A 25,783-nucleotide genomic window follows, 5' to 3' on the forward strand; every position below is an offset into this window, starting at 1 on the left:
CGCGCCGGCCGCCGCAGCGTCTACAGCCGGTCGAAGACCGCAAGCTGGTACAGCGGGTCGTTGCGCTGGCCGTGGCCAACGAAGCTGGACCGAGGGCCCTCGGCGAAGCCGACCTCCCGGCAGAGGCGTGAGATGAGCTCGGGGGCGTCGGTACGTGCCCGGTCGTGATCCGGGTTGTTGCTCATGAGCTTGTCCACAGTGGTGATGAAGCGGCCGCCCGATTTGAGTACGCGCGCGACCTCGGTGATGAACGGCGCCGGGTCGTCGACGATGTGCAGAAGCCAGATCATGATCGCGTTGTCGATGGAGCCGTTCTCATACGGCATCGCCGTGGCGTCACTGAGGACAGTGGGTACCGTACCGCGGGACTCACACATCCGGATCATCTCGGGCGACGAGTCGATCACCGTCGTCGGATGGCCGAGCTTGACGAGAAAGTCCGCCACGATGCCAGTGCCTCCGCCGATGTCGAGGACCGGGACGCCGGCGGGAAGGAGCGCGTGCAGCGCCTCTGCCGCGGCGATGGCCCGCAGGTCTCCACCGCGGGTTGCGTCGTAGGTGCGCGCCTCTTCGTTGTAGTCGTGGTCGCGACGCTGGTTCACCATGGCTCCTCTATGCGACGACTCGGCTTCTTCGCGATAATGAACGCTTGCTTCAAGTCCAAGGAAACCACCGTACAGGCGACAGCGCGTTCGCTCGACCATTGGAGAGCGGCATGTCTCACGACTTGAACGGCGCCGGCCACGATGTGGCCGGTGTTCACCCGATTCAGCCGGTCATGCAGACGGGTGACCGCTCGCGAAACGAACGGTTCCGGATCAAGGGTGATCTGTCCGACTTGACGTCGTACCCTACGTTTCCGTTCCGCCCGCCTACGGTCGCGCAGGAACTGGAGCCGGAGCGCCCGGAACTCGGCCGGCCCGGGGATGAAGGGCCGGCGACGTGCGAGTTCTGCACGGCGGACGACAGCAGGTTCCTCTGGACGGATACCCACTGGCGCCTTCGCCTGCACTCTCCGAGCTCTCTGCCCGGAACCGTGATGTTGCATTCTCGGGACCATTGGGAGTCGCTCAGCGAGATGCCCGCCGAGTTGGCCTCCGAGTTCGGGATCCTCTGCGCTCGCATAGAAAGCGCGATCCTCAGCCTAGGCACGGTCGCCCGGGTGCATCTCTATCGGTCGGGCGACGGGCACGCCCATTTCCATACGTGGTTCTTCGCCCGGCCGCTGGGACGCCAGCAGTTCCGCGGCACCTTCCTCAGCACGTGGGCTCAGGTCCTGCAGCCTTGGCCGGACGATGAGGTACGGGCGGCCGGCGAGGCCGTGGCCCGCGCGCTGGCCGGCGACCAAGGGACACGCTAGAGCGAAGGCTTCGTAGCCGCTTGCCGGTAGAGCGCGAAGTCCGGTTCCCACACGTCCTCAATGACCTTGCAGGCGCCGGGATCGAGCCAGTCGTTCCAAGCGGGATGGCGGGTGCGGTTGAGCCGGGCCGGTCGCGGGACGACCGTCCCGGTCAAGCGGGTCAACTCGGCCCAGGTGTCGTCGAGGTCGTCGAGCGTCGTCAGATGCCCGACCAGCGGCTGTTGCGAGGCCGAACAGAGAAACGCCCACTGGCTTGCGCTGGCGCTAGCGGGCTGCCCGCGCCGGTCGGTCAGCAGCGAGTGCACTTGCCACACATCCCGCCCCGTTATCCGCCGGTCGTGGGGCACCGGGCGACTCAACCGGCGATAGTTGTATGTGAGCTGGGAGACGAACCAATCATGGGGATGCCGGACCACTCCGAAGGTGAACAGACCGTCCCACACACTCTGGCCGAGGTTCTCTCGAATCTCCGTGGCTGGCATATGGCGGGCCGTGTAGAAACCGGGCCTTTTCCGCGCATTTAGGTCGGGTCTCTCCTGAAACACCTCCAGGACGGACTCGATGCTGGTCGACGCCGCTTTGGGATTGGACACGAAAACGAAACCCCTCGAATATGAAACGATCACAACACGGTCGTCCTCCTGCCGGGCGCCCACACCGCTCGCGAGCGTTCGGCACGTAGCAAAGATCAGTATCCCGAGCGCCTGGATCGGGTATCGTGCCATTTTTCTGGATCGAAGTAACGTACTTGCTGGCCTCCCCGGTAGACCGCCCGGACGGCAAGAACGGCACGGATGTCACGGGTCGGATCACCGTCCACGGCGAGCAGATCCGCATCGGCGCCGGGAACGACGCGACCTTTGCGCGGCAGACCGCAGGCGGAGGCTGCGGTCGCGGTCGCTGCCCGCAACGCCTCGACCGGTGGAAAGCCGGCCTCGACCAGGCGGATGATCCCGAAGGGCAACAGCCGGTGTGGCTTCTGGTCTGATATGCCAGCGTCGCTGGCCAGCACTATCCGCACCCCCGCGCGCCTCATGTCGTCGGCGGCCCTCAGGGCTGCCGCCGTGCGAAGCCGGACGGCGGCGTCGAGTGGCGGACCTTCCGGCGAGAACCCGGTGGTAACGGTCACCGGCGTGCCGGCCGCTGCCAGCCGATCGATCAACCCGGGGTCGGGGCGGACGCCGTCCCGGGTGCGGAACGTCGCGTGCTCGATCGTGTCGACGCCGGCAGCCAGCGCGCGTTCGATGGCGCTCACGGCGTGCGCATGCGCCGCTACGGGCAGGCCGGAACGGTGCGCCTCGGTGACCACCATCCGCAGATCGTCCACGGTGTATTGCGCCTGCCACGATCGACTGCCCGGGGTGATCTCCCCGCCACTCGCCATGATCTTGATGACGTCCACACCACGGGCTACCCGGCTTCGAACCGCCTCGATCAGAGCCGATCGGCCAGTCACGGCCCCGCCGAGGAACCAGCAGTGGCCGCCCTCCGTGGTGATCGGCGGACCGGAGACCAGCAGTTGCGGGCCCGCCATCGGGTCACGAGCCGACTCGGCGCGCACGCCTACCGTCACGTAGTCGCGATCGCCGAGGTCCCGGACGGTGGTGATACCCCCGTCGAGACAGGCATTCGCGGCGCGGCGCGCGTTCGAGATCAGCTCATCGGCGGAGACGTCTACGGCGCCGACCGGATCCGGGTCACCCGGAAGGACGAGGTGGACATGGGCGTCGACCAGCCCGGGAAGGAGTGTGACGTGACCGAGGTCGGTGAGGGGCACTCCCACCGGTGCGATGCCGCGTTCGCGGACGGCGATGATCGCGCCGCCCGCCACCAGGAGGAGTGGGCGCTCAATTACGCGTTCTCCGTCGAAGAGGCGCGTGGCGCGCAGCGCCCACATCACCTGTCCACCACTGACAAGACATTCCTCAGCTGGGCGAGCAGGCCGGGCCACTCGCTTGCAAGCACGTCCGAGAAAGCAAGACGCACGAACGGCTGCACCGGTCCGAGTACCCTGCGTGGATAGAAGTCGTCCGCCGCCAAGCCGCCGATGCCTGCGTGGACCAGCCGCCGCCGCAGACCTTCGGTATCGCTGCTGAGCACAGCGAGGTGCGCGCCGCCCGTCGGCGGGACGAACGACAGGCCGAGTTCGCGCAGGAGAGCGATCAGTTCAGCGCGGCGTCGTGTCAGCAGCGCATGCCGCCGAGCGCGGATGTTCCCGTCGTGGCCCGAGCGCAGCAACGACGCCAGCCCGACCGGGCCATGCGGTCGTCCTCGTCCGGCCGGGACCGGCCATGGCCGCGTGAAGGGCCGGAGCGTTCTCGGCCAGCCGGCGAAACCGAGCTTGGCCGGCCATCCCAGCACCTTCGTCCAACTCCCGAGGTAGACGGTTCCCTCGGGATAGAAGGAGAGCAGTGACGGCCGGAGACCGTCGGTGGCATCCAGACCGCGGAACGGATCGTCCTCCACGAGCAGTGTCCGGGTGTCGGCCGCGTATCCTGCGATCGCGGCCATATACGCGGTCGAGAGGGTGGCGGCCAACGGATTGGCGTGCAGGGGATTGACCACGAACACCCGGGCATTCAGCCTCGGCGCCTCGAATGTGGCGTTCGACCAGTTCGACGGTTCGATCGTTATCGAGGTCGTGGTGTCCGCGAGCGCAGCGGCGACTCGCTGGTACGCCGGGAGGACGGTGCCGCGCTCGCCGGTCGGCACCTCCGTCAGCAGCCGGTCGATTACGGCGCCGCTGCCGGCCGTGTAGAACCAGTCGTGCGTTTCCAGAGCTTCAGGGCCGAGTTGCCGGGCCACGTGCGCGTGTAATTCCGCCGCAGTGTCGATGGGGAAGCCAGGATCATTCTCGGCGACTTGTTCATCTATCCACGAATGCCACTCCCGTGGTGCGTTACAGAGATCCATAGGCAACCGGCCTGCCATAATTTTCAGCCCGCTTCTTCGATTAGGCGTAGCCGCAGGTTCTCGAGATAACGATCACGCCGGGTATGGAGCTCCTCAGTGGCCAAGGGCCGGGCCCGCGTGGCGGACAGCCGAAGGTGCTTGTCCCGGAGCTTCGCCTGCGCAAACTGACTCTTTGAGAGCGTGATGGGATGACGGCAGTACACCGGCTCGTATCCGAAAGTCCGCATCTCGGCCGACGCGATTTCCTCGACATGTGTGACGAACTGCCGATGGCTCGGACTCTTGTGCCCACCGACCCGGTCCCTGGCGATCGGTTTGGCCAGCGTCTCCCACAGTGGTGACAGGCTGGCGGCTGTCACGGCATCCCTCGAGGAGTGGAAACGCAGTGCCGCGGATGTCCACGCGACACCCAACTCGCGGCAGATCGACTCGAATTGCGCCTCCGGGTCGACGACGACATCCTCGTAACGAACAGTGGTCCAATGAGCGCCCTTCGTCATGAGGTTCTCCCGCAGCTCTCGGATGGAACGCTGATCGTTAAGCCAGTGTTGGGCGATGACCCACGGGTCCTTTGGGCCGATCGGAGCCTTGCGGAACGAGAGCGCGACATCTCGCGGGTCCCTTACGAGATGCAGCACCCGAAGATCCGGCCGGGCAGTAATCAGCTCCAGCAGGTAGCGGTGGTTCTCAAGGCACTTGTTCACCCAGGCCGTGGACCCGGTCTGCAGTGCCAGCGCATCGTACATCGCGATGACGACATGGGACAGCGTCCGCCCAGTCGCGTGGCTCGCGATGGTCTTTCCGGTCAAGTCCGCCTCGGGCCAAGGAAGTGCGTTCAGCCGGACTAGCTGCGACATATCGTCGGCCAGTCGGAGCAGCTTGTCTGGCCCGTGCGGCGCGTAGTATCGGTACAGGTCGGCGAAATCGCGGTACTCGTGAGCTGAGGGAGGCGCGACCACTTCGTCGGTGCCGTTCAGAACCAGTCGGACGAGATTCGATCCGGACCGCTGGGTCCCAATCATCTGAATGCGATTCACTGGCTTGAGGGTCACCTGTCTGCTCCTTCGTTGAGCAGCAGGCGCAGATGTGCGGCCGACTCGGACGCCCGGGTTGGATTGATGTAGACACCGAACATCGTCTCGAGGACGCCCGGTCGCTTCAGACTGCCGTCGGGCTTGTGCAGAGGTAGGAGCTCGACCCGCAGGTGGTGGGTCGACAGGCGACTGCGCGGTGCCTGCATGACGGCCAGTAGATACTGTACTTCGCCCTGCGTCTGTGAGCGGTACGCGCCCAGTATCTCCCAGATCAATTGGGCGATGTCGGCGAGCTCGTCGCTGTTCGTCGCGCCGAGCGAAGGAGCATGGCGCCTGGTGTAGATAACGGTTTCGAACGGAAGCCGTGCCCACGGCGGCACCTCGGCGACTGCCGAAGGCAGCTCCCTGACGGTGTGACGGCCGCTGCGGCCGGCGCAGAGACGGCAGCCATCGGCGTCGTCCATGGAGATGTTGCGAGGCTCGAACTCGAGGCCGATCACCTGAGCGTGTGGATGTCCCACCGTCACGCCGAAATGGCCGCCGACCGCCTCGGTCGCGCACACCGCCTCGATGTTGCTGTTCGTCATCAATTGGTCGGACAGCAGTGCGATCTGCACCAGGAGATCCCGGCAGCGGCCTACGGACATCGTGCCGAGCCGCTGGTCGTGGTCCTTGGCGTATATCAGCACCGAGTGCTGGTTGACGCGCGGATGCTCTGGCCCGGTAATCGTTGGAACCATGGGATGCTTGCTGCGAACGACGCGGATTTGATCGGCGTCGTCCGGCGCGAAGACATCGCAAAACGGGCATTCGGAGTTCTTGCCCGCCCGCAGGTCCGTGTGGGCGGCGAGCGGCGCACGGCTGGGAACGGTGAGAATCCACTCGCGTTCGACCGGGTTCCAGGTTCGGAACGGTATTCCGTGTCCACCCTCCATGTGGCCCCCTGTGGTTCCGGTTTGCGAAGTCAGTATCAATCGACAGCAGCAACTCTATACCGGCGTAGGCTCGACGGGAGGAGCTGCTGCGCAGCTCGCTCCCCTTCGCGCCAGGCGAGATGCCGCCATCGACATCGAGGAACGCTGCATGATGCGCTTGAGTGGATTGGGTTGGGTCCGGTACCTACCTCCGCTCCCGTCAAACCGGATTTATCAGCTCAATGCGGTGGATTAGCCGTGCGTCGACGACGATTAGACCCGACGCGACCGAGGGCGACGATTTCAGACGGCATCATCTACCGCTGAGGTTGGGTCGCCAGTGTCGAGCCCGACGGCTTCAGCGAGGTTCGTTGACGGTCATTCGATGGCCGACTGCGGCGCGACCCACAAGATCACCGTAGTCGGGTACCGCGCCTACGTTCGCTGGGCGGCGGGGGCCGACGGCCTCCCGGCAACGGTCAGCGGTGCCCCCGTTTACCCCCCGAAAACTGCAGTCAAGGGTCAACTATCAATGACAGGAGCCGATAAGTTGGCGGCTGTGTCTGTCCAGGTCAGTGATGGGTTCCGACGATCAATGACAGGTTTGCGGCCGTGACGTTCGGTACCCGCGGGTTCGGGGTTCGAGTCCCTGGCGGCGCACCACAAAAAGGCCCTGACCAGCGTATAGCTGGGCAGGGCCTTGATGTTTACCTATGTAGTTTTGAACCGCCCCTTGAACCCCGGACGTCACCCGCACCCGGTGCGGACCCGGGTCGCCCGGTGTCGGTAACGGCTGCGGACGGTCCGGTCCGCACCCCAGCGGCGACCTTGCCCCGTGCCGGGCGGGGCCGTAGGTTGCATTGATGATCCCGAGTGGGGGGCCGTGCCCCGACCCTCCTTGCCACGGCGGCCCACGACCCGACGAGCTCAGTGGGATCGCCTACCTGCGAGGGCTCACGAGACGCGGGTTCATCACGAGCGTCGCGCTGGCGGCGTCGGGGGTGTCGGCCGCCTTCGCGTTGCTTCCCGACACCGCTCGGGCCGCCGGCAGCTATCAGCGGCCGTGCGGGAACGTCCGGATCTCCAGCTCGTGGCAGGACCACCGGAACCGCACGCCGCCCTCGGGGGAGCCGGGCACCGACTACGCGGTCGGCGCCGGAACTCCCGTGGTGGCTGCGGCGAACGGCACGATCCGTCTCGTGAAGACCGACACCTCCACCGCGACCGGACGCGTGGTGGGGATGGCCCACGACGACGGCAACTACACCCGGCACCTGCACCTGTCGCGGATCGCCGTCGTCACCGGCCAACGCGTGTCCCGCGGCCAGACGATCGCGTACTCCGGCTCGTCGGCGAACGGCAGCGAGTCCGGTGTGGGACCGCACGTGCACACCAGCCTCTGGCTGAACACCGGCTCTCCGACGAACTTCGGCGCGACCGTCGACTTCGAGAACCACGTCGGGGACGCCACCGACCCGAACCCACCGGACCAGGAGGTTGACGAAGTGTTCATCGCGAATGTGCGGGGCAGTTGGTATCTCGTCGTCCCGCAGGGCACCGCCAAGCCACGGGCGGTGGTCCTCGGAGGCGACAGCAACGCTGCGGCCTCCGGCCTGCCCGTCCTGAACTTCACCTGGGATCCGTCGATCAACGCGCTCCGGGCGGCGGTCGACGGCATCGGTTGATCTCCACCGGCGTCCACCGGTCGCCCGGCCGGAACCGGTTGGCGTGGTGTCGGCCGGTGGGGGTGATCAGCCGGATGTGTGGCCCGTGATCATGGATTAGCCGGTGGTGGACCTTCCGGCCGTGCCGGGGCCGGCGTGGAGGTCAGCGCTCCGGCGGGTGTTCGTCCTGGATCCATGCGCGCACCGCGGTCCGTTCCGCCTCCGACAACTCCATCCGGGCGTTGACCGTCAGCCGCAGTACGTTACCGGCGAACTCCGAGGCGAGGTGCGCCGCGTCGTGCCGTGCTTCCCGCCAGTCGACCCCGCTGTACTTCAGGCCGATGAGCACGAAGTGAATAGCGCTCCTGGTGACCGTGTGTCCCCGCCGGCCGCACGCCTCACGGATCACCTCCTCCGCCTGCGCCTGTGGTAGGGCGGGGTTGGCGCGGCCCTCGTCGGCGATCGACCGGAACAGGGCTCGGTAGGCGTCTGTGCCGATCAGCGGCGCTCCGACGACTCGGCTCACTCGTTCGGCGATCTCCGGCGCGCTTGCGGGCTTGACCAGTTCGTGTCTGGCCGGGTCGAGCAGCCAGCCGGGATGGCGCGGCTCCAGCACCAGGCTGTCGCTCTGGATCGTCGCCACGAACTGCTTGAATCCGCCCGCCCCGGCCCAGTTTGTTGTCGCCTCCCGTCCCAGGGCCTTGCGGACGTAGTGTGCTGCGGAGGCGAGGTCGACCGGTGTCGTCGACTGTGCCACGAGCTGCCGCACCGTCGCCTCGATGCGGTTTCGCACGCTGTCGCTGTGGTGGTTGGCCAGCGCAGCGGTGGTCGCGCGTGGTTGCGGCACGGGGGTGCGGACCTGCTCCACTTCGGCATGCGAGGGGCTCAGGCCCAGGGCTTCCTCGATGAACATGATGTCCGGAATCGCGAAGTCGCATACCGACTGCAGCGCGGCGGCGGTCGGCCCGCTCACCAGCATTGCCGAAGTCCGGTCGTGCTCCCGCAGCCGCATGAACACCGGGGTGAAATCCGCGTCGGTCGAGAGGACAACGAAGTCATCGAACCGGGTCGGGTGGGTGAGGGTGTCGAGGATGTCGAGCACCATGTGAATGTCGGCACTGTTCTTGCCCATGCTCGTCAGCGACGGGCAGTCCACGACCCGGAACCCGGCCCGGGTGAAGTACGAACGGAACTTGCCGGAATGGCTCGGCTCCAGGTAGCAGATCCGGCGTAGCAGCATCCGCGGGACTTCGTCGTCGTCGACCCGGAACGGGCCGAGATCCTGCTCCATCCACCGCACCCAGCGGCCCGGGTCGGTGGCGAACGCCGCAGCCGCGTCGGGGCTCGAGTTGCGCAGACCGATGTACACGTTCTCGAAGTCGACGAATAGCGCCGCACGGCGATACGAATCGAGCTGGGCTTCGGCCATGCGCTACCTCCGGGGATGTGAGCTGTTCGACCATAGACGGTCGAGGAGATGGCCGACGTCGACTGTTCGACCCCTGCGCGCGGTACGTCTGTGACCAGGGCCGCAGGCGGGTCTGCCCTGATCAACTAGCCTGGCGGGACGTACGCACCGAACCGGAGGACGAACCATGGCCCGTCCCTACCAGCCCGGACCGAAACAGTTCGTCTTCACCGCCGGTGACGGCGACGACCAGCAGGTCTCGGTGGGTGACCCCCAGGAGGCGTACCTGGCCTTCTCCGCGTTCTTCCGGGGGCGGGAGGCCGAGACCTACACCATCAGGGACGAAGAGGCGGGGCAGAGTGTGGTGCTCATGCCCCGTCAGGGGGTGATCTCCCGGATCAGGGGAGCGGACCAGCCCCGGGCGGAACATTTCCGGGCCGGCCGGGCCAACCGCTACCTGCCGAGCGCCATGCTGTTCTTCGAGAACGGCTACGCGGGCCTCGACCGCTTCGGTCAGTGGTTCTCCGACCTCTCCGCCCTCGACGTGTCGCCGGAGACCCGGGGTGCCGCCTTCGCCGCGACGATCACGACGGAAGAGGCGGCCCTCCAGGAGGTCGCCCGGATCTGGGCGGACTCCGGCTGTGTCGACCCGAGCGACCGGTACTACGTCTTCTTCCACACGCATGATGTCGACGAGGACCGGGCCGAACGGGCCACGGTGCTGAAACTGATCGAGTTTCTCGGTCTGGAGCGGGTCGACGCACCGGCCGGGGCCACCGGGGGTGAGGTGTGGGTGCGCACCGATCCGCGCCTCGAGGTCGAGTGTGCGCGGTGGTCGTGAGCGACGTCGTCTTCGCGCGTAGCGGCTGGCTTCCGCGGGTGATTCGCGAGGACGGCGAGCTGAGGCTGATGCTCGCCGCCGGGGCCGACGCCAACCACGAGCCCCGGACCTTCACGTTTCCGGTCGCCGCGGCCCATCTTGCGGTGATCCGGGAGGACCTGGCCCGACACCTGCTGCTGTGGAGCGCCGTACTGCCGCTGTGTGACGCGGCCGGAACCCGGGGCCGGCTCGACGAGAACGCCGCCGTCGCGCTCCTGGATCCGGTTCTGCTCGCCCCGCCCGCGGAGGTCGACGCGCTCTTCCGACGGATCGGGTGGGACCGGGGCCGGCTCGTCGCCCATGGGGCCGACCTCGATCTGCTTGACCGGGGTCAGCTCTGTGCGGCGCTGCGCCCGGCGACGGAGCGGGCGGACGAGAAGCGGGTTCAGGAGTACCACGCGGAACGTCGTCGCGCCGGGCGGGGCGTCGTCCTCGGGCCGCTCGACGCGCAGGTTCTGCGGTACACGGGCCAGTATCTGCACGGCGCGACCCTGCCGAGACGGCTGCCCGACGCCGTCGACCCCGCACTGTTGCCGGAGGTCCTGCGGGTGATCGCCACCGCCGAGCGGGCGGGTGCCGGGATGCGGATCGGTCTCGACCCGCGCCGGGGGAACCGGGCGACCGACAAGCGGGACTGGGATCGGCTGGCGTCGACGGTGGAGGCGGCCGTGCGTCGCGCGTACCCGGGGCTCGCCGACGACGCGGTGCGTACGGTGAGCTTCCTGATGTGCTCGGAGGCCGCGGACCGTGCCCGGAGTACGCCTGTCGACGATGACGACGGGACCGTCGGCGACCACGCCGACGCCGGCGGGGGTACGCGCAGGACGACCCTGTCGTTCACCGACGACAAGGGCGGACAGAAGACCTGGGTGCGGGACGGTTCGCGGTCCGCCTCCGCCGAGTTCTGGCAGTTCGTCGCCGATCGCTCCGCCGCGGACAACGAGGTGTTCACCATCGAGGACGAGGAACGCGGTGAGGGGGTCCAGTTGCACTTCTACGCGGACTCCCTCGCCCGGATCACGACGGTGCGCCTCGGTGACGGCGGGGCGGACCCGCAGTACCGGGTCGAGTACAGCCTGGTCGACGGGATCGGCGGGTACCGGACGCTGGTGAGCGCCTTCATCCGTGGTGGCTGCGCCGCGCTCGACCGGTACGGTCCCTGGATGGCGGATGTCGCCGAGTTCGAACGGGTGCGGCGTCAGCGCGACGACGCCCGGTAGCCCGACGGGAAGGCGGATGGTGGCGCAGTCACGGGTTCGCGTGCAGGGGGACCTCTACCACCCGGTGGTGCCGGCCGGTGCCGTCTACGTCGGGCGGCAGGGGTTCGGGTTGCGGCGTTCTCCGTGGGCCAATCCGTTCAGCCTTCGTGAGCACGGCCGGGCCGAGGCGTTGCGGCTGTACCGGCAGTGGCTGACCGGGCAGCCGGAGCTGGTGGAACGGGCGCGGCGGGAGCTGGCCGGGAAGCGGTTGGCGTGCTGGTGCCGGGCGGAGGACCCCTGCCATGCCGACGTGTTGACCGAGATCATCGGTTGACGCGTAGCCGGTACCGGGTGGCGGACCGGCGCGGTGCGTAGACGCCGCCGATGCTGAACGACTGCGGTCTCGCCGCCTGGTTGCCGACGTAGAAGGCCACGTCCCGGTCGGCGGCGCAGAGCTGGGTGAAGAACCTGTGTCGGAGCCGGTCTTCGGCCTCGGCGTCGGTGAGCTGCGTCAGGCGATGTTGCAGGGCGACGAACTCCCAGTCCCAGAGGGTCTGCCGGTGTCCTCGGCATCGGCGGTCCGCGCACCGGTAGCGGTAGGTGCCGGTGAATCGCGGCGCCTCCGGCGGGCTGCGCCTGGACGGCTCCAGCAGGTCGAGCTGGTTGAGGTAGCTGGCGATCTTTCTGCGGTCCTCCGGCGACCAGCCGTCCCGTCGTTCGACCTTCAGGCTGGCGACGTCGGCGACGCGGACCAGGGCGATCGACCGCGCGCCGTGGTCGTCACGGGCCCGTTCGTTGAGCCGGCACATGGAGTCCTCGACGAGCGGGTCGAGAAGGGTGCGCCGGGACCGCCCGCTGGCGAGGTGCTGCTCGGTGGTGATGGTGTCCACGATCGGCCGCCAGCTTTCGCGGCGTGGGTCCCGACGGGCCGGCAGCGCGTCGAGGTGGACGATGTCGTACGGGCGGAACCTGCTGTCGGCGGCGAGTTCGCGGAAGTGGATCGGGTAGAGCCGGATCCACCCCGTCCAGGGCGGGGCCAGGCTGAGCGCGCCGACGCAGACCGTCTCGCCGTAGCTGGTGGAGGGGTTGGGTGCCGTCTTCACGGTGATCAGGAGGCGGAGCGTCACCGGCCGGGTGAGGACCGGCCTCGGGGGTGGCGGCACGTCGGTGCTCGACCCCCACAGCGGAAGTTGTTCCAACGGAACCACCACCATCGCCCAGTGTGTCCGGGTGGACACGCGCAGCTACGTGAACAGCTTTGCATCGATGTCGATGAAATGCCACCCCGCTCGTCCGGCTATATCGAGATCGTCGGTCGTCGATGCAAGGAATCGATTGACTTGATAGTGGTGACCCGTAATGTGGGTGGGGGTTCGGCCTGGCGGCCGATCGGTGACAGGAGGCTCCGATGGGTGTGCGACGACGGCGTGAGCCACGACCGGCCATGGTGATCGGGCTGGCCGGATCCCTCGTGGTGGGTCTGCTGGCGACCCAGGCGGGTGTCGGCCCGGCCGCGGCCGCCACCGACGGGCCCGCCCTGACCGTGGACGTCTCTGCCGCCCGGCACCGGATCAGCCCCGACATCTACGGCATGAACGGCGGGGATCCCGCGCTCGTCGCCGAACTCGGCACGCCGGTGGCCCGCTGGGGTGGCAACGCGAGCAGCCGCTACAACTTCCGGAACCACACCTACAACACCGGCAGCGACTGGTATTTCGAGAACATCGTCGCCGGGCCGGACAACACGGTCGAGGCGTTCGTGCGGCGCAACCGGGAGCACGGCACGAAACAGGTGGTCGCCGTGCCGTTGATCGGCTGGGTGGCGAAGGACTCGCCCTCGTCGCACCCGTTCGCCTGCGGTTTTCCCGCCACCCGCTTCCCGGAGCAGGACTCGTTCGACCAGTGGGACCCCAACTGCGGCAACGGCCGGCACGCCGACGCGAACCTGACCGGCGCGGTCCCCACGGACACCTCGATCCCGGCCGGCCCGGCGTTCGCGGGCGAGATGGTGTCGCATCTCGTGAACCAGTTCGGCCCGGCGGCCCGGGGCGGCGTGTCGATCTACGAACTCGACAACGAGCCGGTCCTGTGGAACTCCACCCACCGCGACGTGCACCCCGAGCCGGTGAGCTACGACGAACTGGGCGGCAAGGGCACGGCGACCGCCGCGGCCATCAAGGCCGCCGACCCGCGTGCGGCGGTGCTCGGCCCGTCCGGCTGGGGCTACTGCGAGTGGGTGGCGTCCGGGCTGGACGGCTGCGCGCCCGGCGCGGACGCGGCGGCGCACGGCGGGCTCAACCTCTCCCAGTGGTACCTGAAGAACATGAAGGACTTCAGCGACGCCCACGGCGGCAGGCGCTTCCTCGACTACTTCGACCAGCACTACTACCCGCAGATCAGCGGCGGCAAGGACCCGGATTCCAACGCGCTGCGGCTGCGGTCCACCCGGTCCCTGTGGGACCCGACGTACGTCGACGAGTCGTGGATCGGCCCCGGCGGGGTGAACGCGCCGCCGTTGCAGTTCATCCGCCAGATGAAGGCGTGGGTCGCCCAGCACTACCCCGGCACGAAGGTCGCCATCACCGAATACAACTGGGGTGCGCTGGACGACATCAACGGCGCGCTCGCCCAGGCCGACGTGCTCGGCATCTTCGGGCGTGAGGGTCTGGACCTGGCCACCATCTGGGGCGAGCCGAAACCGACCGACCCCGGTGCGTACGCGTTCCGGATGTACCGCAACTACGACGGCGCCGGCGGCAGGTTCGGCGACGTGAGCGTGTCGGCGGCCAGCGGCGACCAGGGGCAGCTCGCGGTCTACGCCGCGCAACGCTCGTCCGACCGGGCGCTCACCGTCATGGTGGTCAACAAGACGGACCGGGACCTGACCTCCCGGACCGCGCTCGCCGGCTTCCGCGGCGGGGACCGGGTGCAGCGGTTCAGCTACGGCCCGGCCGACCTCACCTCGATCGTCCGGGGCGAGGACCTCCGGGTGCACCGGGGCGGCGTCAGCGCGACCTACCCGGCGAACTCGGTGACGCTGCTCGTTGTGCCGCAACGTCGGCACTGAGGCCGTGCGGCGACCCGGACAGCACCGACGGTGGGTGCCGTCGATCACGATTACGCATAGGCGGTTGACAATTGGTGGTTGCCTCCGCCGATTCCGACGCCTACGCTTCAGGCAGCATTCCGTGACCACGGGCAGGAGCGTGTGCGCGGGCGGCGGGAGTTCCCGGTGGCAGGGAGTGACCCCGCTCGCCTCGCACGTGGACCCTGCCGCCGTCGGTCACGGCATCTTCCCCAGGAACCCGCCAACGGTCGAACCGCCGGGAGCGCGCACGCCCTCCCGCCGGGTCGTTCCATGTTCGTACGGCGGGTTCACTGTCGCACCCCCGGGACGATTGTCCAGCGGACATGGCTGTGGGCGGCATGCGAAAGGACAGGTACGTGAACCCAGCCCTCTCCGCCGTGCGAAGGTCGCTGCTGGCAGGCGCGCTGCTCGTCGCGGCCGCCGTGCCGGCCGTTATCGCGCACCCGCTGTCGGCCTCGGCCGCCGTCCAGGCAACGTACTATGTCGCGCCGGACGGCAGTGACAGCAACCCGGGCACCCTCGAGTCCCCGTTCCGGACGATGCAACGCGCGCGGGACGTGGTGCGTACTGTTAACGCGAACATGGCCGGCGACATCCAGGTCTACCTGCGGGGCGGCCGGTATCCGGTGAGCAGCACCATCGAGTTCGGTGCGGCCGACTCCGGCAGCAACGGCTACCGGGTCAGCTATTCCGCCTACCCCGGCGAGACCCCGGTGCTCGACGGGGGTGTTCCGGTCACCGGGTGGACCCAGCACAGCGGGAACATCTGGAAGGCCCCGCTGGACCGGGCCAACAAGCTGCGCGCGCTGTACGTCAACGACAAGCGGGCCGTCATGGCGACGAAGACGGTCGGCTCGGCGGGCTGCTACGGGACGTACAACGTCACGGCCGGGCAGGCCGCGTGGGCCTGGGAGTCGGGCTCGCAGTGCGACGGCGCGAAGTACAACCTGAACGACTTCCCGGCCGTCGCCCGCAACGCCGAGGACATCGAGATCGAGACGGCGACCACCTGGACCACCGCCATCGTCGGGGTACGCCAGGTCACCTCCGACGGCGCGAACCGGGTGGCGCTGTTCCAGCAGCCGGGTGCCGCGATCGCCCAGGGCGCGTTCAACGGCAACGCCCAGAGCGGCGGCAGCCACAAGCTGATGAACGCCTACGAGTTCCTGGACGCGCCCGGCGAGTTCTTCTTCGACAAGGGCAGCAGGACGCTCTACTACTACAAGAGCAACGCCGAGAACATGACGACCGCGTCGGTGTTCGCGCCGAACAACGTGACCACCCTGGTGCGGGTCGCCGGCACCTCGACGAACAACCACGCCCGCAACATCACGTTCGCCGGGCTCACCGTGCAGCACTCCGACTGGAACCTGTTCACCGTCGCCGGTTCGTCGTTCAAGCAGGCGCAGCAGGGCAACCTCGGGGCGCAGGCGTACGCGAAGCGGAACTTCCACGACTACTACTACCGCAACGTCGACGTCACCCCGGGCATGATCCAGGTGGAGAACGCCGACGGCATCCTGTTCAGCCGCAACCGCTTCCAGCACAGCGGCGCCGACGGGGTCAACATGGTCAACGACGTGCAGAACAGCCAGTTGACCGGGAACTTCACCAACGACATCGCGGGTTCCGCGATCACCGTCGGCCACCCCCAGCACGTCTACATCGGCGACGGCACGTCGACCAACCGGGAGAAGTGGCTGCCGCAGGTCGAGGGGCTGCCGAAGAACATCGAGATCAAGAACAACTACCTGTACGACAGCGCGGTGCTGTTCAACGGGCACAGCCCCATCTCGGCGTACTTCGTGGACACCCTGACGATCCAGCGCAACCGGATCGAGAAGTCGCCGTGGTCGGGCATCACGCTCGGCTGGGGCTGGTGGAACTTCGACGGGTCATCGGGCTCGATCGCGCCGAACCGGCCCACCACGACGGCCCGGAACAACACCATCAGCTACAACCACATCATCGACACCGTGCAGCGGCTCAGCGACACCGCACCCATCTACACCCTCGGTGCCCAGCCGGGGACGACGATCACCAACAACTACCTGCAGGGTGTGCCGTCCGGGCACAAGTACGGCCTGCACCCGGACGAGGGTTCGGCGTACATCACGTTCCGGGACAACGTGCTGAGCGTGGACAAGAACATCACCTGGATGATCAACTCCGACGACTTCGGGCGCAAGCACGACCTGAGCATCACCCAGATCTACGGCCCGATCAACAAGGTGTCGAACAAGAACCTGCCGAACAGCACGGTCAACGACATCCTGGTTTCGTCCGACTACGTCTGGCCGGCTGCGGCGTACGGCATCGCGGCCAACTCCGGGCTGGAGGACGCGTACCGGGACATCGTCCCGGCGGCCAACCTCTCCCTGCCGAACTACGTGCTGCCCGCCAGCACCTTCGTCACCAGCGCCTCGGCGACCATCCCGATCCGCAGCACCGGCGACGCGGGAAAGACGGTCTGGCTGGCCCCGGCCGGCACGACCACCTTCACCGCCGGCCCGACGATGACCCGGGCGGCGGGCACCGCCACCTCCATCGCGGTGCCGACGAACCAGGGTGAGTACCGGCTGTTCGTGGTGGACGCCCAGGGCAACCGGTCGGCCGAGTCCAGCTCGCTGGTCCGCCAGCAGGGCACCGGCAGCGGCCAGCAGGGTGGCCGGCTGGTGGGCGGGCAGTCCGGCCGCTGCGTCGACGTGCCCAACGCCAGCACCACCAACGGCACCCAGGTGCAGTTGTGGGACTGCACGGGCGGCACCGGGCAGCAGTGGACGTACACCAGCGGCAAGCAGTTGACCACGAACGGCAACAAGTGCCTGGACGCGAACGGCGCGGGTACGACCAACGGCACCACGGTCATCATCTGGGACTGCCACGGCGGCACCAACCAGCAGTGGAACCTCAACGCCAACGGCACCCTGACCAACGCCCAGTCGGGGCTCTGTCTCGACGCGAACGGCGCGGCGACCGCCAACGGCACGAAGATCATCCTGTGGTCCTGCAACGGCGGGACCAACCAGCAGTGGAGCCTGCGCAACTGACCGGCGTCCCCGGGGCCGGGTCGACCCGGCCCCGGGGGAACCGCGCCGTGACCTGCGGTTCGCTGCCGTCGGGCGGCCGACCCCGGGTCGCAACCGACCCGACACGGCATTGACATATTTCACTGTTCGACCTAGGGTCTTGCCGAATCGATTCGACGTCCGGTGTCACTGCTCCGGGCCTCGGCCGGTGGCGTCCGGGCGCGACATGGACCACCGATCGGTTCGACGACCAGTCGGTCCCGCCGGGCAGCGGGACCATCGGCTGGCAGCCGCGGCGACGAGCCGGCCGGCGTCGTGGGCGCATCGTGCGTCTCCTGGTGTTCCGTCCTTGGCGGGTGCGGTCAGCGGGAGCGCGTCGGGCGCGACACGTCGGGATCGGCGTGGACCCCGTACCCCCGAACCAGTCCATGACGAGTGGCAGGAGCCCCCTCATGACAAGGCGCAGACCCATCCTTGGTTCCCTCGCGGCGGCGGCGGCCCTCGTCGTGACCGTGGGTGCGACGGCCCTCGCCGGCGGCCCGGGCACCACCGCCGCGGCGGCCGGTGTCTCGGCGGCCGCCGCGACCGCCGGGTGCGGCAAGGCACCCACGTTGACCAGCGGCCAGCGGTCCATCCAGAGCAGCGGCCAGAACCGCAGCTTCATCCTCCGGATCCCCGACAACTACGACCGCAACCACCAGTACCGGCTGATCTTCGGCTTCCACTGGAACGGCGGCACCGCCAACGACGTCGACGGGGGTGGGTCGGACGGGGCCGCCTGGTCCTACTACGGGCTGCGCCAGCAGGCGAACAACAGCACGATCTTCGTGGCTCCCCAGGGCAACGGCAACGGCTGGGCCAACCCCGGCGGCCAGGACGTCACCTTCGTCGACGACATGGTCCGGCTGATCGAGAACGACCTGTGCGTCGACACGACGCAGCTGTTCGCGCTGGGCTTCAGCTACGGCGGCGGGATGAGCTACTCGCTGGCCTGCTCCCGGGCGAACGTCTTCCGGGCCGTCGCGGTCTACTCCGGCGGACAGCTCAGCGGGTGCAGCGGCGGCGGTCAGCCGATCGCCTACATGGGCATCCACGGCATCGGGGACCCGGTGCTCAACGTCTCGGCCGGCCGGTCCCTGCGGGACACCTTCGTGCGCAACAACGGGTGTACGGCGCAGAGCCCGCCCGAGCCGCGCGCCGGCAGCCTGACCCACATCACCACCACCTACTCCGGCTGCCGCTCCGGCTACCCGGTCGTGTGGGCCGCGTTCGACGGCGGGCACACCCCGGGCCCGGTCGACGGTGGTGGCGACAGTGGCGTGCGGACCTGGACCAAGGGTGAGGTGTGGCGGTTCTTCACCCAGTTCGGCGGCACCACTCCGACGCCGACCCCGACGGTGACGCCGACCGGCAACCCGACCACCCCGCCCCCGACCACCCCGCCGCCGGGCGGCACGGGCGCGCTGCGCAACTCGTCCTCCGGGCGCTGCTTGGACGTCAACGGCGGCGCGCAGACCAACGGCTCGGCGGCGATCATCTGGGACTGCCACGGGCAGACCAACCAGAGCTGGACCTCGACGGCCGCCCAGGAGCTGCGGGTCTTCGGCGGCAAGTGCCTGGACGTCAACGGCGCGGCGACCGCCAACGGCAGCTCGGTGATCATCTGGGACTGCAACGGCCAGGCCAACCAGCGGTGGCGGTTCAACGCCGACGGCACGATCACCGCCGTCGGCTCGGGCCGCTGCCTGGACGTGGTCGGCAGTGGTACGGCCAACGGCACGCGTACCCAGATCTGGGACTGCAACGGCAGCGCAGGCCAACGGTGGAGCCGGACCTGAGCCGTTCGGACGTCAGCTACGGACAACGGTAGTACCAGGTCGCCCCGGCGGGACCTCGCATTGATGCGATTCAATGCATAGGCTCACTGCTGTACGAGGTGGGTCGAGGTGACCCGCCGGGGCGACGCTGCCTCCGCCGTGCAGAAATCGACGTTCGTCTGGGGAGAGAACAGAACATGATCGGACAACAGGACAGTCGGCTGTGGGCCCGCTGGCGACGGGCGGCCCGCACCGCCGGCGCCGCGGCAGCGGTCTCGCTCGGGGTCGCCGCGCTCGCGGTGGGCTTCTCGGCCGGTGCGGCGGTCGCGGGTACGGCCGTCGCGGAGCGGGGCGCGTCCAACGCCGCCCTCGCCGCCGCCACGGTCTCCCAGGTCGCCACCGGTGACCTGCACTCCTGCGCGATCCGCACCGACGGGACGCTCTGGTGCTGGGGGGACAACTTCGGCGGCAAGCTCGGTGACGGCACCACCACCAACCGCACCACCCCGGTGCAGGTCGGCACCGCCACCACCTGGTCGAAGGTCGACGCCGGCACCAGCAACACCTGCGCGATCCGCACCGACGGCACGCTGTGGTGCTGGGGCGGCAACTACAGCGGGCAGCTCGGTGACGGCACCACCACCAGCCGGAGCACCCCGGTGCAGGTCGGCACCGCCACCACCTGGGCCAGCGTCAGCGCGGGTGCCAACCACACCTGTGGCGTCCAGACCACGGGCACCCTGTGGTGCTGGGGCCTGAACCGCAACGCGCAGCTCGGCGTCGGCACGTCCCCCTCCCGGGCGACCAGCCCGGTGCAGGTGGGCACGGAGACCACCTGGGCGAGCGTCACCACCGGGTACGCGCACAGCTGCGGCGTGCGAACCGGTGGCACCCTGTGGTGCTGGGGCGACAGCACCGACGGGCAGCTCGGCGTCGGCATCCTCGGCTACCGGGCCACCCCGGCGCAGGTCGGCACCGCGACCTCGTGGGCGGGCGTGACGGCCGGGCACGCGCACACCTGCGCGAACCGTACCGACGGGACGCTGTGGTGCTGGGGCGAGAACGGGTACGGCCAGGTCGGCGCCGGCACCGGCGTGCAGACCAGCCCGATCCAGGTCGGCACCGCGACCACCTGGACGAAGGTGGACGCCAGCGTGGACTCGTCGTGCGCGCTGCGTACCGACGGGAGCCTGTGGTGCTGGGGCAACAACGGGTTCGGACAGTTGGGTGACGGCACCACCACCCACCGGTCCGCACCGCTGCGCGTCGGCACCCTGACCACGTGGACGCAGAACCTGTCCGTCAGCTACCACAGCTGCGGCGTGCGTACCGACGGGAGCCTGTGGTGCTGGGGCAACAACATGTCCGGGCAGTTGGGTGACGGCACCACCACCCACCGCTCGACCCCGGCGCAGCTGGTCCTGCCGGGCTGACCCGGACGCGCCACGCCGCCGACCCGCGCCGCCGCCGATCCGGCGACGGCCGGGTCGGCGGTGTGCCCGCCTCCTGCCGGTGCGGTGCTCCGCCGGCACATTCGTCTGATCATTACAAAAGTCCCCCGCCGGTGGTGGTTGCCGAAAGGCGGCTTGATCGGCGGTTTCACTCCACTGGCGACGTTGACCGGCGCGCGTTACGGTGCCTAACATGTGACGTCTGATCATCGATGATCAACGATGTCAGGGCCGCGTGGGTCACGGGCAGTGTCCCGTCCCGCGCCGGAGAGCTTCGGGGCCGGAGACCGGCTGGGGAGGCGAGTCAGATGTTCAGTTCAACAAGTCGTCGATGGAGTGTGGGTGGCGGCGGGGCACCGCGCGGACCATGGCACAGCGGATGGCGTCCCCGGCGGTGGGCCGCATCGTTGCTCGGGGCGACGGTCGCGGCGGCGGCCGTGCTCACCGGGTTCGCCTCGCCCGCCCAGGCGGCGACCGCGATCACGATCAACGGCGGGTCCGGCGGCCGGGCGCTGGACGGCATCGGCGCGGTCAGCGGTGGCGGCGGCAACAGCCGGCTGCTCGTCGACTACCCCGAGCCGCAGCGCAGCGACATCCTGGACTACCTGTTCAAGCCGGGCTACGGCGCGGCGATGCAGCTGATGAAGGTGGAGATCGGCGGCGACACCAACTCCACCTCCGGCGCCGAGCCCAGCCACGAGCACACCCGGGGCAGCATCAACTGCAACCGGGGCTACGAGTGGTGGATGATGGAGCAGGCCCGGGCCCGCAACCCCAACATCGCCCTGGTCGGCCTGGCCTGGGGCGCGCCCGGCTGGATCGGCAACGGCAACTTCTGGTCCACCGACTCGATCGACTACCTGGTGGCCTGGCTGGACTGCGCGGGCACCCACGGGTTGACCATCAACTACCTGGGCGGGTGGAACGAGAAGGGGTACAACGCCACCTGGTACAAGAACCTGCGCTCGACCCTCAACGCCCGCGGCTACAGCAACGTCAAGATCGTCGCCTCGGACGACTTCGGTTGGGGCGCGGCCGACGAGTCGCTGCGCGACCCGGCCTTCGGCAACGCCGTGCAGGTCTTCGGCAGCCACTACGTCTGTGGCTACCGCAGCGCCCAGACCAGCTGCCCCAGCTCCAACAACGCGGTGTCCACCGGCAAGTCGCTGTGGGCCAGCGAGAACGGCTCCGACGACTACAACGCGGGCGCGCAGGCGCTCGCCCGGGGCATCAACCGGGGCTACCTCGACGGTAAGATGACCGCGTACATCAACTGGCCGGTCATCGCCGCCATCACCCCGAACATCCCGTGGGCGACCACGGGCGTGGCGGTGGCCCAGCAGCCGTGGTCCGGCGCCTACTCGATCGGCAAGAACGCCTGGGTGATGGCGCAGACCACCCAGTTCACCGCACCGGGCTGGCGCTACCTCGACGCGTCGAGCGGGTACATCGGCGGCAACCGTAACAACGGCAGCTACGTCTCGCTGAAGTCCACCAACAACAGCGACTACAGCACCATCATCGAGACGATGGACGCCGGTGGCGCGCAGACCCTCGACTTCACCGTCACCGGCGGCCTGTCCACCGGCACGGTGCGGGTCTGGTCGACGAACGTACGCTCCAACAACACCGCCGACCACTTCGTGCGGGGCAGCGACATCACCCCGAGCGGCGGGCGCTTCTCGCTCACCGTCCAGCCCGGCTACGTCTACAGCATCACCACCACCAGCGGGCAGGGCAAGGGCACGGCGGCCAGCCCGGCGCAGGGCAACCTGAAGCTGCCGTACACCGACACCTTCGATTCGTACGCCACCGGCCGCGAGGCGCGGTACCTGATGGACCAGCAGGGCTCGTTCGAGATCGCCGGGTGCGCCGCCGGTCGCAGCGGGCAGTGCGTGCGGCAGATGTCCGAGCAGGCGCCGATCTACTGGACCTCCGGCCAGGCCGAGCCGTACACCCTGCTGGGCGACCTGACCTGGCGCAACTACACGGTCTCCTCCGACGTGCTGCTGGAGAAGTCCGGCTACGCGCAGCTCATCGGGCGCGGCAACACCTACAACCACCAGGGCCCGCAGAACATGAACGGGTACTACTTCCGGGTCACCGACGGCGGGGCCTGGTCGATCCGCAGCAACAACACCAGCGGCAACTGGCGCACCCTGGCCAGCGGCAACACCTCGGCGCTGGGCACCGGGCGGTGGCACAACCTGTCGTTCACGCTCAACGGCAGCACCCTGACCGCCGCCATCGACGGCACCACCGTCGGCACGGCCACCGACTCCACCTGGGTCGCCGGCCAGATCGGGTACGGCACCGGCCAGGGCGTCACCGCCCAGTTCGACAACCTCTCGGTGACCGCCGTCGGCTCCCCGGGCACCCCGACCGGTGAGATCCGGGGCGCGGGCTCGAACCGGTGCCTCGACGTCAACGGGGCCAGCCAGACCGACGGCGCGGTGGTGCAGATCTGGGACTGCAACGGCGGCGCCAACCAGCGCTGGTCGCTCACCTCGACCAACCAGCTCACCGTCTACGGCAACAAGTGCCTGGACGTGGCGAGCGCCGCGTCGGGGACCCGGGCCCGGATCTGGAGCTGCACCGGCGGCACCAACCAGCAGTGGCGGCTCAACGCCGACGGCACGATCGTCGGGGTCGCCTCGGGGCTGTGCCTGGACATCAACGGCGGGGCCACCGCCAACGGGTCCGCCGTCCAGCTCTGGACCTGCAACGGCGGCAGCAACCAGCAGTGGATACGCGGCTGAGCAGCCCCACCTGACGCAGCAAGCGGGCGGTCCCGGTGTCACCGGGACCGCCCGCCGTCGCGTGCGCTCAGGAACTGGTCGGGGTCAGGCCGTTCGACAGCTGACCGTGGGCCAGGTCCAGTTTCCGTTCGCCATGATGGTGATGCCGAAGTTGTTGCCGTTGCCGTTCGGCCTGGCGGTGACGGTGCCGCTCGTGCCGCTGACCGAGGCGTTCCAGCTGTTCTGGATGCTCTGGCCGCCGTTCAGCCCGAGACTGACCACCCAGTTGCTGGTGCCGCTGACCGCGACGTTCAGGTTGAACCGGTCACCCCACTGCTCGGCGGCCGAGAGCACCGCGGTGCAGTTGCCGCCGGCCGGCGGGGTGGTCGGGTTGCCGGTCGGCCCGCTGGTCGGGTTGCCGCTGCCACCCTCGCGGACGGTGATGTCGGAGCTGCCCTGGCTCTGGTAACCCTCGGTCGCCATGATCTGGTAGCTGTGGTTGGTGCCGAGGTTCAGGCCGGCGCGTGCCCAGGCGTCGAAGTGGTTGGCGGTGGTGATGGTGCCGCTGCTGCGCTTCTGCTGCCGGACGCTCCAGTACTGGTAGAACGTCTGGTTGCCGTCGATCGACGGGGCGTTGACCCGCAGGCTGCGCAGGATGTCGTAGGTGCCGCCGTCGGTGGTCACCGTGCCCATCCGGGTGGCGCCGCTGCTCGGGTTGTAGCTGCCGAAGTTCTCGACCACGTAGTACTCGATGAGCGGGTTGCGGGTCCAGCCGTACAGGGCGAGGTAGGTGTTGTTGTTACCCGGGTTGTAGCTGCCCGAGTAGCTGACCGTCCGCCGGTTGCCGGTGGCCCAGCCCTTGCCGCCGACCCAGTTGTTGGTGCTCCGGTCCCAGCTGCTGCTGTAGCGGCCGTCGGCGCGCAGCGTCATGCTGGCGTTGCCGCTGTCCTTCCAGAACGAGAAGAAGTAGCCGTTGTGCGTGCCGGTGAGGTTGGAGGTGAGGGTCCGGTCGTTCTCCGCGTACGCGTTGGGCGAGGCGATGAACGTGCCGGTGACGGCGAGCGCCGCGGCGCACGCGGCGCTGAGCAGCAGCCGCAGGCGACCGCTCCTTCGCGGTCGGGTCGAGGTGTCGCTCATGTACGTGTTCCTCCTCGTGACAGCTGGCGGACGCCAGCGACGCGGTACGACCCGGTGGACTGTCCGTGGCCAGGTGCGGCAGCCGGTCATACGGTGTGCCACCACGCGGTGGTGGGCCGGTCGTCCAGCAGAACCGGGGGGACGGGTCGCGGTGGGTGGTGTCGACAGCATCGAGTGCCGTCGATGGCGACGGTAGGGTGTCGGTACTCCACCTGTCAACAAGTTTCGGAAATCTTCCCGAAACATCGTCCTGAGCAGCGGTCGGACGCAAGGCGGATTTCGACGGTTTGACGTCGGCTGTCACCGAGATGGGCCCGCGAAGGGCATGTGTTAATTCGGCCGCGAACGGGCCGCCTCCCCTGTATACCCGAAACTTTCGGGAACCACCAGCCGGGCAGAACGCGAGACCGCCCGCCCACCGGCCCGGGGGTGCGGGCGGTGGACGGGCGGGTGGGGCGTCGGACGCTCAGATCACCATCGACGGCAGGGGCCAGCGGCGCAGCCGGTGCGGCAGCCACACCAGCAGCTCGCCGATCTTCGTGACCAGACCCTCCGCGCCGAAGTCCCGGGCGATGGCGAGGTCGACCTGCGTGACGGCGGCACCGTCCAACAACTGGTCGAGCACCGCCAGGTAGGCCGGATCGTCGATGGTCAGCAGGTTCAACCGACCGGAGCGGCGGTCCCGCACCTGGACGAACCCGGGACCCCGACGGTAGGTGCACTTGTCGAAGTAGAAACCCCTGGCCCAGGCGTCGAGCTGCGCGACCGGTTCACCCTCGCCGCCGGGCGCGGGGAGCAGCTCGACCGGTGCCCGCAGGTGGCTGTACGGGAGCCACTCGTCGGCCTCGACGCCGGGCAGCCGCAGCCGCCAGTCCACGGCGATGCCGTGGCTGGTCAGCTCCCGGACCAGCACCAGCCGGCGGACCGTGTCGACGGCCGTCGCGTCGTCCCCGGTGACCGTCAGGTCCACCGCGTCGGGAAGGTCGACCCGGCGCACCCCCTCGGCACGCCAGCGGGCGACCGCGTCCGCGGCCGGCTCGCGCAGCTCGGCCGGACCGATGGTCATACCGGGAATGGACAGGACGGCCGGATCGTGGTCCCGGGCGAGACCGACCAGGATGGGCCGCGGACCGGTGTCGGTGGTGGACACG

20 protein-coding genes are annotated in these 25,783 nt (G+C 68.8%); 10 read left to right on the plus strand and 10 right to left on the minus strand.

Going from position 1 to position 25,783, the window contains the following annotated elements; all coding sequences use genetic code 11:
- Nucleotides 1-20 precede the first annotated feature (20 nt).
- Complete coding sequence (locus JQX11_RS04105) at nt 21-602, minus strand: class I SAM-dependent methyltransferase (RefSeq protein WP_204923663.1); 582 nt, start codon at nt 600-602, stop codon at nt 21-23.
- A 113-nt stretch (nt 603-715) separates the two neighbouring features.
- On the opposite strand from JQX11_RS04105, the gene JQX11_RS04110 reads away from it, so the two are divergent.
- Nucleotides 716-1,360 carry an HIT family protein gene (locus JQX11_RS04110; protein ID WP_204923664.1) on the plus strand — a complete coding sequence of 215 codons (645 nt, stop codon included), beginning with the start codon at nt 716-718 and terminating at the stop codon, nt 1,358-1,360.
- On the opposite strand, the gene JQX11_RS04115 is transcribed toward JQX11_RS04110, so the two are convergent.
- From JQX11_RS04115 to JQX11_RS04135, 5 genes are all read right to left on the minus strand, one after another.
- Complete coding sequence (locus JQX11_RS04115; protein WP_204924182.1) at nt 1,357-2,085, minus strand: hypothetical protein; 729 nt, start codon at nt 2,083-2,085, stop codon at nt 1,357-1,359. The two genes, JQX11_RS04110 and JQX11_RS04115, sit on opposite strands and share 4 nt — an antisense overlap.
- Nucleotides 2,049-3,257 carry an amidohydrolase family protein gene (locus JQX11_RS04120; RefSeq protein WP_204924125.1) on the minus strand — a complete coding sequence of 403 codons (1,209 nt, stop codon included), beginning with the start codon at nt 3,255-3,257 and terminating at the stop codon, nt 2,049-2,051. Before JQX11_RS04120 ends, JQX11_RS04115 begins: the two co-directional genes overlap by 37 nt.
- A complete protein-coding gene (locus JQX11_RS04125) occupies nt 3,257-4,165 on the minus strand; it encodes an aminotransferase-like domain-containing protein (protein WP_204923665.1) in 909 nt (302 codons plus the stop codon). Before JQX11_RS04125 ends, JQX11_RS04120 begins: the two co-directional genes overlap by 1 nt.
- A 131-nt stretch (nt 4,166-4,296) precedes the next feature.
- Nucleotides 4,297-5,325: a sulfotransferase family protein gene (locus tag JQX11_RS04130; protein WP_204923666.1), complete on the minus strand. Its 1,029-nt coding sequence runs from the start codon at nt 5,323-5,325 to the stop codon at nt 4,297-4,299.
- Nucleotides 5,322-6,242: an HIT family protein gene (locus JQX11_RS04135; RefSeq protein ID WP_204923667.1), complete on the minus strand. Its 921-nt coding sequence runs from the start codon at nt 6,240-6,242 to the stop codon at nt 5,322-5,324. The genes JQX11_RS04130 and JQX11_RS04135 overlap by 4 nt, the downstream gene beginning before the upstream one ends.
- 842 nt (nt 6,243-7,084) lie before the next feature.
- On the opposite strand from JQX11_RS04135, the gene JQX11_RS32125 reads away from it, so the two are divergent.
- Nucleotides 7,085-7,906 (plus strand): M23 family metallopeptidase, encoded by an 822-nt coding sequence (locus JQX11_RS32125; protein ID WP_232377237.1) that lies wholly within the window; start codon nt 7,085-7,087, stop codon nt 7,904-7,906.
- Between the two features lie 142 nt (nt 7,907-8,048).
- Here JQX11_RS32125 and JQX11_RS04145 read toward each other — a convergent pair whose 3' ends face one another.
- Nucleotides 8,049-9,314, minus strand: a complete 1,266-nt coding sequence (locus JQX11_RS04145; RefSeq protein WP_204923669.1) for an NYN domain-containing protein — start codon at nt 9,312-9,314, stop codon at nt 8,049-8,051.
- Nucleotides 9,315-9,480: 166 nt separating this feature from the next.
- Between JQX11_RS04145 and JQX11_RS04150 the strand changes: the two genes are divergently transcribed.
- The 3 genes from JQX11_RS04150 to JQX11_RS04160 are packed head-to-tail and all read left to right on the plus strand — an operon-like array spanning nt 9,481 to nt 11,706.
- Nucleotides 9,481-10,134 (plus strand): hypothetical protein, encoded by a 654-nt coding sequence (locus JQX11_RS04150; RefSeq protein WP_204923670.1) that lies wholly within the window; start codon nt 9,481-9,483, stop codon nt 10,132-10,134.
- Entirely contained in the window at nt 10,131-11,393 is a 1,263-nt protein-coding gene (locus tag JQX11_RS04155; RefSeq protein ID WP_307826056.1) for a DUF6357 family protein, read from the plus strand. The genes JQX11_RS04150 and JQX11_RS04155 overlap by 4 nt, the downstream gene beginning before the upstream one ends.
- Before the next feature lie 16 nt (nt 11,394-11,409).
- A complete protein-coding gene (locus tag JQX11_RS04160) occupies nt 11,410-11,706 on the plus strand; it encodes a DUF4326 domain-containing protein (RefSeq protein ID WP_204923672.1) in 297 nt (98 codons plus the stop codon).
- Here JQX11_RS04160 and JQX11_RS04165 read toward each other — a convergent pair.
- Entirely contained in the window at nt 11,696-12,586 is an 891-nt protein-coding gene (locus tag JQX11_RS04165) for a DUF8757 domain-containing protein (protein WP_204924126.1), read from the minus strand. The two genes, JQX11_RS04160 and JQX11_RS04165, sit on opposite strands and share 11 nt — an antisense overlap.
- Nucleotides 12,587-12,780: 194 nt before the next feature.
- On the opposite strand from JQX11_RS04165, the gene JQX11_RS04170 reads away from it, so the two are divergent.
- The 5 genes from JQX11_RS04170 to JQX11_RS04190 all read left to right on the plus strand — a co-directional run bounded on the left by JQX11_RS04170 (nt 12,781) and on the right by JQX11_RS04190 (nt 23,516).
- On the plus strand, nt 12,781-14,439 hold the full coding sequence (locus JQX11_RS04170) for a glycoside hydrolase family 44 protein (protein ID WP_204923673.1): 1,659 nt from the start codon (nt 12,781-12,783) through the stop codon (nt 14,437-14,439).
- 377 nt (nt 14,440-14,816) lie between these two features.
- Nucleotides 14,817-17,510: an RICIN domain-containing protein gene (locus tag JQX11_RS04175; protein ID WP_307826057.1), complete on the plus strand. Its 2,694-nt coding sequence runs from the start codon at nt 14,817-14,819 to the stop codon at nt 17,508-17,510.
- Nucleotides 17,511-17,941: 431 nt separating this feature from the next.
- A complete protein-coding gene (locus JQX11_RS04180; protein ID WP_204923674.1) occupies nt 17,942-19,327 on the plus strand; it encodes a lectin in 1,386 nt (461 codons plus the stop codon).
- Nucleotides 19,328-19,503: 176 nt separating this feature from the next.
- Entirely contained in the window at nt 19,504-20,739 is a 1,236-nt protein-coding gene (locus JQX11_RS04185) for an RCC1 domain-containing protein (protein ID WP_204923675.1), read from the plus strand.
- Between the two features lie 326 nt (nt 20,740-21,065).
- Nucleotides 21,066-23,516 (plus strand): ricin-type beta-trefoil lectin domain protein, encoded by a 2,451-nt coding sequence (locus JQX11_RS04190; RefSeq protein WP_204923676.1) that lies wholly within the window; start codon nt 21,066-21,068, stop codon nt 23,514-23,516.
- Nucleotides 23,517-23,600: 84 nt separating this feature from the next.
- Here the strand turns inward: JQX11_RS04190 and JQX11_RS04195 are convergent, their stop codons facing one another.
- Nucleotides 23,601-24,632, minus strand: a complete 1,032-nt coding sequence (locus JQX11_RS04195; protein ID WP_204923677.1) for a glycoside hydrolase family 11 protein — start codon at nt 24,630-24,632, stop codon at nt 23,601-23,603.
- 466 nt (nt 24,633-25,098) lie between these two features.
- Nucleotides 25,099-25,782: a DUF5825 family protein gene (locus tag JQX11_RS04200; RefSeq protein ID WP_204923678.1), complete on the minus strand. Its 684-nt coding sequence runs from the start codon at nt 25,780-25,782 to the stop codon at nt 25,099-25,101.
- Nucleotide 25,783: the final 1 nt, after the last annotated feature.

Origin of the sequence: Micromonospora humida, assembly GCF_016901255.1 — a bacterium.
In the GTDB taxonomy this organism is placed as follows: domain Bacteria; phylum Actinomycetota; class Actinomycetes; order Mycobacteriales; family Micromonosporaceae; genus Micromonospora; species Micromonospora wenchangensis.